Source organism: Streptomyces sp. NPDC101132, assembly GCF_044759225.1.
GTDB lineage: Bacteria > Actinomycetota > Actinomycetes > Streptomycetales > Streptomycetaceae > Streptomyces.
This window is the reverse complement of record NZ_JBIVYX010000001.1, coordinates 457760-470458: the sequence shown is the minus strand read 5'-3', so window position 1 is coordinate 470458 and position 12699 is coordinate 457760. Positions and strand designations below refer to the sequence as shown.

At 73.2% G+C, this 12699-nt stretch carries 14 protein-coding genes and 2 pseudogenes; 11 read left to right on the top strand and 5 right to left on the bottom strand.

Translation table 11 applies throughout. The features are described 5' to 3' along the window. Nucleotides 1–2 precede the first annotated feature (2 nt). The 3 genes from ACIQUR_RS02260 to ACIQUR_RS02250 all read left to right on the top strand — a co-directional run bounded on the left by ACIQUR_RS02260 (nt 3) and on the right by ACIQUR_RS02250 (nt 3323). The gene (locus ACIQUR_RS02260; RefSeq protein ID WP_403656882.1) at nt 3–584 is read left to right on the top strand and encodes a hypothetical protein; all 582 of its coding nucleotides are present in this window, start codon (nt 3–5) and stop codon (nt 582–584) included. 146 nt (nt 585–730) lie between these two features. Beyond that, entirely contained in the window at nt 731–1789 is a 1059-nt protein-coding gene (locus ACIQUR_RS02255; protein ID WP_403656879.1) for a hypothetical protein, read from the top strand. A gap of 391 nt (nt 1790–2180) precedes the next feature. After that, on the top strand, nt 2181–3323 hold the full coding sequence (locus ACIQUR_RS02250) for a S8 family serine peptidase (protein WP_403656876.1): 1143 nt from the start codon (nt 2181–2183) through the stop codon (nt 3321–3323). Between the two features lie 205 nt (nt 3324–3528). Here ACIQUR_RS02250 and ACIQUR_RS02245 read toward each other — a convergent pair whose 3' ends face one another. Then, nucleotides 3529–3903: a hypothetical protein gene (locus ACIQUR_RS02245; RefSeq protein ID WP_403656873.1), complete on the bottom strand. Its 375-nt coding sequence runs from the start codon at nt 3901–3903 to the stop codon at nt 3529–3531. Nucleotides 3904–4202: 299 nt separating this feature from the next. Here ACIQUR_RS02245 and ACIQUR_RS02240 point away from each other — a divergent pair, with 299 nt between their 5' ends. The 4 genes and pseudogenes from ACIQUR_RS02240 to ACIQUR_RS02225 form a co-directional block, all read left to right on the top strand. Next, the gene (locus ACIQUR_RS02240) at nt 4203–4538 is read left to right on the top strand and encodes a DUF6233 domain-containing protein (RefSeq protein WP_403656870.1); all 336 of its coding nucleotides are present in this window, start codon (nt 4203–4205) and stop codon (nt 4536–4538) included. Then, complete coding sequence (locus tag ACIQUR_RS02235) at nt 4535–4765, top strand: hypothetical protein (protein WP_403656867.1); 231 nt, start codon at nt 4535–4537, stop codon at nt 4763–4765. The genes ACIQUR_RS02240 and ACIQUR_RS02235 overlap by 4 nt, the downstream gene beginning before the upstream one ends. Nucleotides 4766–4878: 113 nt before the next feature. Continuing rightward, nucleotides 4879–5292 (top strand): PaaI family thioesterase, encoded by a 414-nt coding sequence (locus ACIQUR_RS02230; protein WP_403656865.1) that lies wholly within the window; start codon nt 4879–4881, stop codon nt 5290–5292. Nucleotides 5293–5378: 86 nt separating this feature from the next. Further along, nucleotides 5379–5582 (top strand): annotated as a pseudogene (locus ACIQUR_RS02225) (ADP-ribosylation/crystallin J1); the annotation flags it as partial. A gap of 18 nt (nt 5583–5600) precedes the next feature. Here the strand turns inward: ACIQUR_RS02225 and ACIQUR_RS02220 are convergent. Beyond that, entirely contained in the window at nt 5601–7274 is a 1674-nt protein-coding gene (locus ACIQUR_RS02220) for an AMP-binding protein (protein ID WP_403656862.1), read from the bottom strand. A 133-nt stretch (nt 7275–7407) separates the two neighbouring features. Here ACIQUR_RS02220 and ACIQUR_RS02215 point away from each other — a divergent pair, with 133 nt between their 5' ends. Next, nucleotides 7408–8649: a styrene monooxygenase/indole monooxygenase family protein gene (locus ACIQUR_RS02215; protein WP_403656859.1), complete on the top strand. Its 1242-nt coding sequence runs from the start codon at nt 7408–7410 to the stop codon at nt 8647–8649. A gap of 30 nt (nt 8650–8679) precedes the next feature. Here the strand turns inward: ACIQUR_RS02215 and ACIQUR_RS02210 are convergent, their stop codons facing one another. Both ACIQUR_RS02210 and ACIQUR_RS02205 read right to left on the bottom strand, forming a co-directional pair. After that, nucleotides 8680–9126: a hypothetical protein gene (locus tag ACIQUR_RS02210; protein WP_403656856.1), complete on the bottom strand. Its 447-nt coding sequence runs from the start codon at nt 9124–9126 to the stop codon at nt 8680–8682. A 132-nt stretch (nt 9127–9258) separates the two neighbouring features. After that, nucleotides 9259–9915 (bottom strand): DUF2278 family protein, encoded by a 657-nt coding sequence (locus tag ACIQUR_RS02205; protein ID WP_403656853.1) that lies wholly within the window; start codon nt 9913–9915, stop codon nt 9259–9261. A 182-nt stretch (nt 9916–10097) separates the two neighbouring features. On the opposite strand from ACIQUR_RS02205, the pseudogene ACIQUR_RS02200 reads away from it, so the two are divergent. Both ACIQUR_RS02200 and ACIQUR_RS02195 read left to right on the top strand, forming a co-directional pair. Continuing rightward, nucleotides 10098–10202: pseudogene (locus ACIQUR_RS02200) on the top strand (SidA/IucD/PvdA family monooxygenase); the annotation flags it as partial. A 6-nt stretch (nt 10203–10208) separates the two neighbouring features. Then, nucleotides 10209–10799, top strand: coding sequence for a hypothetical protein (locus ACIQUR_RS02195; RefSeq protein ID WP_403656850.1), 591 nt, complete (start codon nt 10209–10211; stop codon nt 10797–10799). Here ACIQUR_RS02195 and thpR read toward each other — a convergent pair. Beyond that, entirely contained in the window at nt 10757–11344 is a 588-nt protein-coding gene (gene thpR / locus ACIQUR_RS02190) for an RNA 2',3'-cyclic phosphodiesterase (RefSeq protein WP_403656847.1), read from the bottom strand. The two genes, ACIQUR_RS02195 and thpR, sit on opposite strands and share 43 nt — an antisense overlap. Before the next feature lie 183 nt (nt 11345–11527). Between thpR and ACIQUR_RS02185 the strand changes: the two genes are divergently transcribed. Then, entirely contained in the window at nt 11528–12664 is a 1137-nt protein-coding gene (locus ACIQUR_RS02185) for a sulfite oxidase (protein WP_403656844.1), read from the top strand. Nucleotides 12665–12699: the final 35 nt, after the last annotated feature.

Below are 12699 nucleotides of genomic sequence, written 5' to 3'. Positions count from 1 at the left end.
CCATGGCTGACGGATTTATTCGCTGGTACCGGGAATCCGCGGCCACGTCGGTCTTCGCGCAGCAGGTGGAGCTTTTCGCTGAGCAAGGGATCGTCCTGCCGCACCCGGTCAGAGGCGTTCCGTTCGTCCTCGACGTCGAGGGCGAGCAGGTGCCCATGGAGCAGGAGGAGCTGGGGCTGCTGCTCGGTCACCGCATCGCCGACATCACGATGACCTGGTGGTTCTCGGCTAACACCAACATCATCGACACGTTCGCCTACGAGCCGCTGGGCTGCGAGATCCAGACACTCTGGCTGGACGGGCTCACATTCGAGGAGGCGGCGCGCGTCGAAGCGGCCGCGACCGTCGCCGCGACGAAGCTGCCAGTGCCCACACGTGCGGTGATCGTCGACCGGCGCGGCATCTCCGATCCGGAGGATTGGGATTCACTCGTGCTGTACGACGGAGACAGAGTCCCCCGCATCCCGGATGTGGTGCTCACCCAGAGCCATATCGCACAGAAGCTCGCAGAGGCGTCCACCGGACTGGCGAGGCAGGAGGCGGGGGCGGGTCTCTGGCAGCTGGCCTGGCCACGGCCGGAGTGAGCTGCCACGTCAGTGCCCGCATTCGGGCCTCAGGCCGGGACCCCTGGGATCGAGGAGGTGATCGGCCATCAGAGGGAGCTCGTAGCCTTGGTTCGTGATCGGCGGGCGGTACCCGCGTGGAGGGGGGAATTGAGTTGGACGGGTGGGTGAAGAACCCGGAGGGCCGACCGCTTTGGGTGCTGGAGCCGCTGAAGGGGCTGGGGCCCCTCCGGTTCGGGATGGATTCCGACGAGGTGGAAGCCGCCTTGGGCGGGCCGACCGCCGGCAACGGTCAGGTCTCAGCCGATGGATTGACGTGGCAGGGATACCAGGGGACAGGTCTGACCTGCCTCTACGACCGGGGGATGATCCTGGCGGGCCTGGTGGTCGACGCTGTGGAAGGCCCTCGGGTCCGGGTGGGGGAAGTCGAGCTGATCGGCCGGGTTCCCTCCGAGCTCACTGCCGAGATCCATGAACACGCCCGCGCGGAAGGGGTTGCGGTGGGTGTGAACTGGAGCGGTGACCCGGAGGTGGCGGCGTGGGGGGTGTCCGTGGGCACCGGGCGAGAAGTGGGTGTCTCCGCCGAAGGCTGGCTGGAGCCGAGGGACACCGTGGCGACCTCCGCGCTGTTCGTCGGGCCCGAACTGGCCGACGCGCCCTACACGACACCGCCGGTCCTGCACTGGTGTGACGTTCGTGGGCGGGCGTGGAACCCGGGGGCCTGGCCGGTGGCGTCCGACCAGGAGCGGCCGCGCTGGGATTGGGTGCCGAAGGAGCGGGTCGGGCCGCTGCGGTTCGGGATGAGCCCGGCCCAGGTGGCGGCGGCGCTGGGCGGCGAGACGCCAGCGGGACGGATCGGCCGGTTCCCCTCATGGTGGTTCGCCGAGGCCGGGCAGTGGAACCTGAGCGAGGAGCGGTTCGAGAAGGCGGGGGTGAGCGCGCACTACTGGCCACAGCCGGACGGCGTTCCACGGCTGGGCGCTGTGACCTCGTACGGCCGCAGCGGACCGCAGGTGCTTTACGCCGGCATTCCGCTCGTCGGCATGACGCCTTCCGTCCTGGACGCGGCCATCATCCGGCACGTGGAGGACCACGGCCTGGGCCTGCTCTTCTGCCTCAGCGGAGCCGCCGTCTGGGACGGGCTCGCGCTGGTACTTGACGCGACGAGGGCCGGTGACGTCATGGTCAGCGAGCCCACGTTCTGCGCGGAGGGCTGGGAGCGGTAGGGGCCGACGCAGACCTGCTCGCGTCGGGCATGGTGTGCCCGATGCCCGATGCCCGATGCCCGATGCCGGTGGCGAGTTCGACCGTCAGGCCGACCTTCGGGGCTGCCCCAGGCTCACCTTGGGGTGAAAGGATCAGCGCACACCCTGCGGCGCCAGGCACCCGGTCGGCGGAGATCTCGACCGGCCGTCCAACCGGCGTGCCCCGCACCGGGGATGTCGCGCAGGGGAACGCCGTCACCGGCCGCGAACGGCGGTCCTTGCCGGTGCCCCCCCACAGGCGGTCGGCGTTTCGTGTGATGAGGTTGGTCCGCGCGAGATCGCAGCGCATGCACACGAGGGGACAAGAATGCAGGGCACCGTACGACGAGGGTCGAGGATGAGGGCGGCGGGCGTGATCCTCGCAGCGCTGGTGATGGGTGCGGGATCGGTGATGCCCGCGGCGGCCGAGACGGACCCGCCGGACTACCTCACGCCCATGAAGGCTCAGCAGATGTGGAAGGTCGCGGACGGCAGCGGTATCACGGTGGCCGTCGTCGACAGCGGCTTCAAGAAGGTCCCGGGCGTGCCGAGCGAGTCCGTCCTTCCCGGCGTGTCGGTCATGTCACCGCCGGTCGAGCACCCGGACAAGAAGTACCCGGCGCACGACGATGCCGACGGGCACGGGACCACGATGACCGCCGCCATCGTCGGCGACGGCTCAGGAGGGGCGCCTCAGGGTCTGGCTCCCGGCGCCAAGGTCATGCCCGTCCGCACCAGCATTGGCATGCCCCTGGCGTTTGCCGCAGGCGCCGAGGGCGCCGAGGGAATCCGGTACGCGGCCGACCACGGGGCCAGGATCATCAATGTGAGCTGGGGCGACCACTACGCCTTCAAGAAGCTCAAGGCGGCTGTCCAGTACGCCCAGAGCAAGGGGGCACTCGTCTTCGCCGCCATGGGAAATCAGGGCGAGGGCAACAACTCGACCAACCTGATCGCCAGGGTTCCGGGAGTCATCGGTGTAGGAGCCGTCGACGAGAAGGCCAAGGCGTTGAAGCTCTCCTCCCACGGCCCGGACACGGACCTGTCCGCGTACGGCGGCAAGGCCCGGATCCGCTGCCCGGAGAACCGCGGCTGGTGCGTGGCTGACGGAGGAACCTCGTACGCGACCGCTCTGGCCTCGGCCTCCGCCGCGCTCGTCTGGTCGGCTCACCCCGACTGGACGGCACACCAGGTCGCCCGCGTCCTCATCGAGACCGCCGGCGCCCCCGAGGACGGTTCCCGGCGCAGCGACTGGATCGGCTACGGGGTGGCCCGCCCTCGCATGGTGCTGCTGGAGAAGGCGGGCAACCCGGGGGCACCCGACGTCGACCCCCTGGCCCCGGCCCCCACGAACACCCCCGGCCCCGTGCCCGTCCCCAGCCAGAAGGCCGGTGCGCGAGCGGAAGCTGCGGTTGCGGAAGCGGGCCCGTCCTGGCAGTGGTTGGCACTCGGCATCGTCGTTGCCGCGGGCCTCGGCCTTGCCGGCACGCTGATCATCAAACGCCGCCGAAGCTGACCGCTTCCCGCAGACCTCGGAAGCCCCGTGATTCCCCGCACCTCGTCAGGGAGCCTCCTGGGGTCGTCCGGCAGGTGCAGCGGCATGCTCGGCGTGGGGAGGTGCGGGTCTGCCGCGATCTGCTGGTCGCCCTGCATGCCCGGTGGGCGTCGGTTCCGGACGAATGGGCTTCGGGTTTCGTCCGGAACCGGGCGGGTGCTGTGGGTCAGGGGGTGGTGAGGGTCGGGTTCTTCACCACCTTCGCGCAGATCGCGTACGCCTTCAGGGTCCCCGCGTTGCTGGGGTCGGAGTTCGTCGCGAACGCCCACCAGCGTTCCCCGCTGATCGGCGCGCTCGCGGTCAGGTGGTAGCGGTCGGCGTAGGAGTTGCCGGCGGTCACGACCGCCCCGCCGCCCGTGCGGGTCTCGCCCGCCGGGCACTCCGCCACCGCCACGGCCCGGCCGGGGTAGCCGCCGGCAGCCGGCGGAAGGGTGACCTCCGAGCCCTCCACGACACGGACCACATCGTCGGCCTGCACCAGACCTGCACCCCCGAACACCATCGCGACGGCTGCGGCGGCGACGAACGACTTCTTCAACACGGAGTCCTGCCTTCACTGGAACCGGAAGAGGGGAGAGGGTCACGCACGGCGGCGCGGCCCCGCACCCACCCAACCCCGGCGCTGCCGCCTTTCCGCCGCTCCCGCTCCCCGGCCGGGCGCAGGTTCACCGCGGAAACGATTTTCGTTACCGCAAACAGTCCACCGCGTGACGCTCGCGCGATGAATCGAACACGTGTTTTAGTGGAGGGGTGAGAGCACTGTTCCGCTTCCCCCGAGGGCCCCGTCAGCCTTTCCGGGCAGGCGCTTGCCTTGGGCAGGGGGCCGTAGAGCGAAGGCCGATGCGTATGTCCGTGCTGCCGCCTGACCTGCCCCGGCTGAAGACCTTGATCACCTACCTGCGCGGCGAACTCCGCCGGGCGGAGCAGGCCCTTGCCGCCGCCGAGCGGCGCGAAGCGGCGACGGCTCGGCGCAGGCCGGCGCCCGAGCCGCCGGCGTGGCTGGTGGAGCGGGGGATCACCGGCCGGCTGCCGGTCCGGCTGCACGTCGGGGGCTGCTGGGACGCCGGCAGGCACTCCGCACCAGCGAGCGCCGAGCAGGTGCGCCGGCTCCTGGCCGAGGGCGTACCGGCCTGTCTCCACTGCCGCCCCGACACGGCCCTCGGAGTGCTGGAGTGAGGCCTGGGCTGCGCGTCATCGTCTTCCCGCCGGACGCCGGAGGCGGACGCCGGGTCCGCGTCGACGGCGAGATGCTCGGCCGCGCCCTCGGCCCGAACGACCTCCTCGAGTTCCTGCGCCGGGCCGGCCTGGACCCCGACGACGTCCGCCTCGACGACACGCTGCTCATCGAGTGGCGTGGCGGCGGACCGGCCGTCTGGGGCTCGCCGGACCCCGACGGAGCCTGAAGTGCCGGAACGGCAGCGCGCGTGAGGTGGTGTGAGGGCTGCGCGAGGGCGGCCGACGGGATTGGGGGGAGCGGGTGTTGTGGGTGGGGGTGGGGGGCGGTCAGAATTCGGGGGTGACCCTGACTGTGGCTGAGGCCGACAAGATCCTTGCCGACAACTTCGCTCCCTGGGTGCTCGCCCTCGGGCTCGCCGTGACCGAGACCGGCGAGCGCCACGCCGTGCTGCGGCTGCCCTGGTCCGATCGGCTGGCCCGGGACGGGGGCGGGCTGTCCGGGCAGGCCATGATGGCCGCCGCCGACACCGCCACCGTGATCGCCGTGTCGGCCGCCCGCGGTGCGTACGGGCCGATGACCACCGTCCAGCAGTCGACCAGCTTCCAGCGCCCCGTCGTCGGCGCCGACCTGCTGGTCCGCGTGGACGTCACCAAGCTCGGCAAGCGGATGGCCTTCGCCGACGTCACCATGACCGCCGAGGGCGCCGAGGAACCGGCCGCCCGCGCCTCCACGGTCTACGCCCTGCTCGGCTGACGGCAGGAAAAGCACGTGCCGCGTGCGGGGGCGCGCGGTTGGCGTTTCGCCCACCGCGCCGCCCGCACCGGGCGGCTCCGTGACCGAGGATCGCCCGCGACTGGAACGTCCCGCACAGTGGGGCCGGGTTCGTCACCCGCTTCGAGGTGGACACCGGGTTCCTCGCCCGCCACCCCGTGCGGGAGGCCGGCGGGCAGACGATCCTGGAGCCGTGGGTGCCGGCCGAGGAGCCGGACGAGTTCAACGCCCACATCGTCGGGCGGATCCGGGTCGTCCGCGAGTTCCGCTGACGCGCGTCCGGCGCCCGTTCAGGGGGACTTGAGGCCCAGGATGCCCGCCGCCGCCTCGCGCATCTCCACCTTGCGGACCTTCCCGGTGACCGTCATCGGGAAGGCGTCCACCACGTGCACGTACCGCGGGATCTTGAAGTGGGCGAGCCGCCCCCGGCAGTACGCGTGGACCGCCTCCGCCGTGAGCGGCTCGGCGCCCTCCCGCATCCGCACCCACGCCATCAGCTCCTCGCCGTACTTCTCGTCCGGCACGCCGATCACCTGGACGTCGAGGACGTCGGGGTGGCCGTGCAGGAACTCCTCGATCTCGCGCGGGTAGAGGTTCTCCCCGCCCCTGATCACCATGTCCTTGATCCGCCCGGTGATGGCGAGGTACCCCTCCTCGTCCATCACCGCCAGGTCCCCGGTGTGCATCCAGCGGGCCGCGTCCACCGCCTCGGCGGTCTTCTCCGGCTCGCCCCAGTAGCCGAGCATCACCGAGTACCCGCGGGTGCACAGCTCGCCCGGCGTGCCGCGCGGCACCGTCAGGCCGGTGTCCGGGTCGACGACCTTCACCTCCAGGTGCGGCCCCACCCGGCCCACCGTGGACACCCGGCGCTCGACCGGGTCGTCCACCCGGGTCTGCGTCGACACCGGGGAGGTCTCCGTCATGCCGTAGCAGATGGACACCTCCGCCATCCCCATCCGTCCGATGACCTCCTTCATCACCTCCGTCGGGCACGGCGAGCCGGCCATGATGCCGGTGCGCAGGCTCGACAGGTCGTACGCGTCGAAGCCCGGGTCCGCCAGTTCGGCGATGAACATCGTCGGTACGCCGTACAGCGAGGTGCACGACTCGGCGGCCACCGCGGCCAGCGTCGCCGCCGGGTCGAAGGCCGGGGCCGGGATGACCATGGTGGCGCCGTGGCTGGTGCACGCCAGGTTGCCCATCACCATGCCGAAGCAGTGGTAGAAGGGCACCGGGATGCAGACCCGGTCCCGCTCGGTGTACCCCAGCAACTCGCCCACGAAGAAGCCGTTGTTGAGGATGTTGTGGTGCGACAGGGTGGCGCCCTTGGGGAAGCCGGTGGTGCCCGAGGTGTACTGGATGTTGATCGGGTCGTCCGGGCTCAGCGCCGCCTGCGCGGCGGCCAGCACGGCCGGGTCCGCGCGCCGGCCCGCGGCCAGCACGTCGTCCCACCGCCCGGACCCCAGCAGCAGGACGTGCTCCAGGGCCGGGCAACGGGGCGACACCTCCTCGATCATCCCCGCGTAGTCGGAGGTCCTGAACCGGTCGGCCGCGGCCAGCAGCCGGATCCCGGACTGGTTGAGCACGTACTCCAGCTCGTGCGCCCGGTACGCCGGGTTGACGGTCACCAGCACCGCCCCGATCTTGGCGGTGGCGTACTGCACGAGGGTCCACTCGGCCCGGTTCGGCGCCCAGATGCCCACCCGGTCGCCCTTGACGATGCCCAGTCCCAGCAGGCCCAGGGCCAGCGCGTCGACGTCGGCGGCCAGTTCCGCGTACGTCCACCGGCGCCCCGTCTCCCGCTCGACCAGGGCGTCCCGGTCCGGGAACGCCCGTACCGCACGGTCGAAGTCGTCCCCGATCGTGCGGCCCAGCAGCGGGACCCGCGAGGGCCCGGACGCGTAACTCGGGGCGATCGGCACGGCGTACCTCCTGGATCGACGGGACTGCGGTGAGCGCTTCATGATCTCCGCCGGGCGCGGGCCGCGGCCAGACCCCGGACGGGTCGGATCGAGACAGCCTGCGGTGACGCCCGGCGCCGGGCGCCCCGCCCTGCGTACGGTGGCGGCCACGGGGTGTCTCGCGGAGGAGGGCGCGGTGCGCAGGATCGCGATCGTCGGGGCGGGCCAGGCGGGGCTGCACCTCGCCCTGGGGCTGCAACGGCACGGATACGACGTGACGTTGACGGCCGCACGGACCGCCGGCCAGGTCAGGGAGGGCCACCCGCTGTCCACCCAGGCCATGTTCGGCCCGGCCCGGAGCCTGGAGCGCGCACTCGGCCTGGACCTCTGGGCGGAACGCACCCCGCTCGTACGGGACATGACCTTCACCCTGGCCGGTCCGGACGGCGCCCGGCTCACCGGCTTCGGGGCGCGGCTCGACGACGGCCAGCAGTCCGTGGACCAGCGCGTGAAACTGCCCGCCTGGCTGGACCTCTTCGAGGAGCGGGGCGGCCGGACCGAGTACCGCACCGTGGACCGCGACGGGCTGGCCCGGCTGGCGGCCGGCCACGACCTGACCCTGGTGGCGGCGGGGCGGGGAGGGATCTCCGCCCTGTTCCCGGCCGACGCGGCCCACTCGCCGTACGAGAAGCCGCAGCGCACCCTGGCCTGCTGCTACCTGCACGGCGTGGGCACCCCGCCGGGGCCCGGCGCCGAACACGCCCGGATCACCGCCGTGACCGGCGGCGGCGAACTCTTCCTGCAGCCCGCCCTCACCCTGTCCGGCCCCTGCACGATCCTGCTGTGGGAGGCCCTGCCCGGTGGTCCGCTGGACGTGTTCGCCGACCGGCCCGGCCCCGCCGGCTTCCTGGAGCGGTCCCTCGGCCTGCTGCGCCGTCACGTCCCCTGGGAGTACGAGTGGTGCCGCGGCGCCGAACCCACCGACGCCCGCGCCACCCTGTACGGCGCGCTCACCCCCCGGGTGCGTCACCCCGTCGCGCTGCCCGCGCCCGGCAGCCCCGTCCTCGGCATGGCCGACACCCTCGTGCTGAACGACCCGGTCACCGGCCAGGGCGCGAACAACGCCGCCCGCTGCGCCGCCACGTACCTGCGCGAGATCCTGGCGCACGGGGAACGCCCCTTCGACGAGGCGTGGATGCGGCGCACCCACGCCCTCTTCTGGGAACACGCCCGGTACAGCGTCGCGTTCACGAACCTGATGCTCCAGGCGCCGCCCCCGCCGCACGTCCGGCGCGTGCTGGGGGCCGCCGCGGCCGTCCCGCCGGTGGCGGACCGCTTCGCGGCGGCGTACGCCGATCCGGCCGGGCTCGAGGACTGGCTCCTCGACCCGGACCGGACCGACGCCTGGCTCGGCTGGTCGCCCGCGCGGCCTTCCTGAGGCGTCCCGCGCGGCCGTCCGGACGTCCCGTCAGCCTTCCGGTCCCTCGGGCTGGTAGACGGCGAGTGCCCAGATCACGAAGATGTTGATGCCGATCATGATGATCGACCAGAGCGGCTGGTACGGCAGGAACAGGAACTGCAGCACCATGCTCAGCGAGGCCAGCCCGATGCCTATCAGGCGGCCCCAGCCGGCGCCGCTGAGCACGCCCCAGCCGGCGACGAGCGCGAGCACGCCCATGATGAGCAGGATCCAGCCCCAGCCGGTGAGGTTGATCTTGTAGATGTAGTCGCCGAAGCGGGCGTAGATGTCGTCCTCGGCGATCGCGGCGATGCCCTGGAGCACCGCCAGTGCACCGTTGATCAGGAGCAGGATGCCGGCGAAGGTCACCCCGCCGGACACCCAGGACGAGTTGACCGGCGGGCCGCCGGGTGTGCCGTACCCGGGGGTACCTGAAGGTCGTGATGACTCTGTCATGGCCGTATGCCTCCGTTCGCACCCCGCGGTCGTGCCGCGCCGCGGGCCTGCGATCACTCTTCACCCGGACGGCGGCATCCACCACGCGAACAGAGCCATTCGGGTGAAAACGGACATCACTCAGCGTACGGCCTAGAGGGGGTGGCCGCCCTTGCCGGTCTGGTCCGCCTGGGTGGAGAACTTGTTCAGGAAGACGTCGTACCGGCCGTCGGGGCGGCGGGTCAGGGTGGCCCCGTCCTGCCAGATGCCGTTCTCCGCCCACCACTGGCTGCCGGCCGGGTCGCCCTGGTTCTGGTGGACGTTGTGCATGCCCAGGCCGGCGGTGAACGGCTCGCCGAAGACCAGCACGGGCCGCCCGAGGACGAGGATCGGCTCCAGCGCGAGTGCGGCGTCCAGGTTGGACCCCGAGGTCCACGGCTGCGCGGGCCCGACCAGCGGCGCGAGCAGTTTCCGCAGCCAGCCGGGCAGCGCCGCCCACCAGGCCGGCCGGCCCTTCAGGGCCGGGTGCCGGATGTAGTCCAGCGCCCCGGAGGAGGGGGTGCGGGCCAGCTCGTGGTAGCCCGGCGCCAGTGCGGCCACCGGGCCGAGCGCCGCCGCGTCCACGGTGAAGACCTTCCACTGCACGCCGGTGGCCAAGTCGTGGCTGTCCACGTCGACGGCGCACCGGTACCGCCCGTCGGGGGCGTCCACCCGCAGGTTGACGTGGAACCAGGCGCCCTCGTCGTCGGGGGTGTCCCGGAAGTGCTGGTGCAGGGTGCCGGACAGCACGCCGTAGCGCTGGAAGGGCATGGGGCCAGTGAACACCGGACCGTCCGTCCCGGCCATCGGCGTTCACCCGGAGGAGCGCAACGCCTCCGCGCGGGGCCTTTACGCGCAACCCGGGGGCGCGCGGGGGTACGCGACGTCTCGACCTGATTACGAGGCGGCGGGTTTCCGCGCGAGCACTGAGGTAGCCGGCCGCCGCCGGCGCCCTGCTCGTCGTCCTCCACGACAACGACCGGCTCTACGCCTTCACGCTCCGCGAGAACTTCTTCCCCTCCCGCCGCGAGTACGAGGACTACCTGCGCTGGGCGCTGGCCCGGATGCCCTGGCCGGGCTGCCCCGTCGGCTCGGGCCAGTCGGGAGCCGAGGTCGCCGCGGACCTCCTCGAACTGCGCCCCGGCACCACCGTCGAGTCGGCCGCCGTCGGCCCGTCGGGCCGGCCGGTGCCGAGCTGCCGCCACCGCGACACCGGCCGGGCCTTCGAGCACACCACCGACCTCGTGGTCGCCGCCGGGTACCGCGATCGCACCCCGGCCTTCCTCGGGCCCGTCGCCGGACTGGTCGCCCGGGACGGCCGCGGCCGTCCCCGGGTGCGCCTCGACCACTCCCTCGAACTCGCCGGGGGAGTCACCGGGCGGATCTTCGTGGCCAACGCGGGGACCCACGCCCACGGCGTCTCGTCACCGAACCTCGACATCGGCGCGGTCCGCAACGCCGCGATCCTCAACGCCGTCACGGGCCGCGTGACCTACCGCCTCCCGCGCCGCAGCGCGTTCACCAGCTTCGCGCCGCCGCGCCACCGGGAGCCGTCCGGTGACCGGGATCCGCCCGCTGACCGGGAGCCGCCCCGCCACCGGGATCCGTCCGGTCACCCCGCCCCGCCGAACCCCCAGGACTCGATGTCGCGGTAGCGGATCGGTCCCGGACCGCGTCCGAAGTTGCTGCCCACGAGGTGCAGCCGGGCCGCCGCCCACCCGCGGCCGCGGAACCCGGCCAGCCCGCCGGCCGCCTCCACCACGGAGGCGGCGTCGCCCCGGCGGGCCCGCGCCAGCGTCAGGTGCGGGCGCAGCGGCCGGTCCGGGAAGTCGATCCCGCACTCCTTCACCAGCGCGCGCACGTCCGTGGCGAGCAGGTGCAGCTCGTCGAGGTCACCCTCGATCCCGCTCCACAGCACCCGCTCGTCGAAGTGCCCGCCGCCGCCCAGCGCCAGCCGCACCGGCCCGCGCTCCGCCGCCAGCTCCGCCAGCGGCGGCCGCAGCCCCGGCACGCTGCCGGCCGGCAGCTCGCCGAGGAACGCCAGGGTGATGTGCCAGTCCTCGATGCGGTTCCACCGCATGTCCGGGTACGCCGCGTACGCCGGCCCCAGCGCCCGGGCCAGCTCGTCCTTCGCGTCGTCGGGCGGGGCGAGGGCGATGAATATGCGGACGGTGCTCGCGTCCCGGGTCGTCTCGTTCACCCCCCTTTCGTACCGCGCCGCGCCCGCCCCGGTCACACCGGGCCCGCCGCCGGGCGGTGGACCGGCTGTGCGCGGCGGGGCGGGTGGACGGTGCCGCCCGCGGCGGTGGAACCGGACCCCACCCCCTGCGGTGGTGGACCCCTGCGGTGGTGGACCGGCGCGCGGCGGGCGCAGACTTGGCACATGGCGGAGGGCCTCGGCGAGGTCAGCGGACCGGCCCGGCTGGCCGGCCCGGAGGAAGGGATCGGGCGCGACGAGCTCGCGCTGGCGGCCCGCAACCACGGCCTGCCCCTGGAGGCGCTGCGCCACCCCGTCACGCCGCCCGGCCTGCACTACGTCCTGACCCACTACGACATCCCGTGGGCGGACGGCGAGGAATGGACCCTCACGGTCGGCGGCCGGGTCCGGCGGCCCCTGGAACTGGACGTCGCCGCCCTGCGGGCCCGCCCGTCCGTGACGCTCCGCGTGACCCTGGAGTGTGCGGGCAACGGCCGCGCCCTGCTCTCGCCCCGCCCGGTCAGCCAGCCGTGGCTGACCGGAGCCGTCGGCACCGCCGATTGGACGGGCGTCCCCCTCCGGACACTGCTCGCCGAGGCCGGCGTCGGGCCGGACGCCGTGGACGTCGTCTTCACCGGCGCCGACCACGGCGTCGAGCGCGGCGTGGAGCAGGACTACGAGCGGGCGCTGCCGGTGCGCACCGCGCTGGGCGAGGAGGACGGCGTACTCCTCGCCCACACCATGAACGGCGCCCCGCTGCCGCCCCAGCACGGGTATCCGCTGCGGCTCGTCGTACCCGGCTGGTACGGCATGGCGCACGTGAAGTGGCTGCGCCGGATCACCGTCCTGGGCACGGCGTTCACGGGCTTCCAGCAGACCGTCGCCTACCGGCTGCGGCAGGAGCCGGGCGAGGCGGGCGAGCCCGTCACCAGGATCGCGCCCCGCGCCCTGCTCGTACCGCCCGGCTTCCCCGACTTCATGTCGCGGGCCCGGGTCCTGCGGCCGGGGCCCGTGCTGCTGGAGGGCCGTGCCTGGTCGGGGCGTGCCCCCGTCACGTCCGTCGAGGTGAGCACGGACGACGGCGCGACGTGGCGGCCCGCGGAACTGGAGCCGCCGCCCGCCGACGCCCGGCACCGCTGGGCCTGGCGCCGGTGGACGTTCCCCTGGACCGCCGCGCCGGGCCGGTACGTGCTGTGCGCCCGGGCCGCGGACGCCCTCGGCAACCGGCAGCCCGTCCGGCCCCCGTGGAACCGCGGCGGCTTCGCGAACAACCAGGTGCAGCGGCAGCCGGTGCTGTGCCTGGCCGGTCCCGGACCGGCCTGACCGCCCGACCGGGTCACCGGGTCACCGACCGGGTC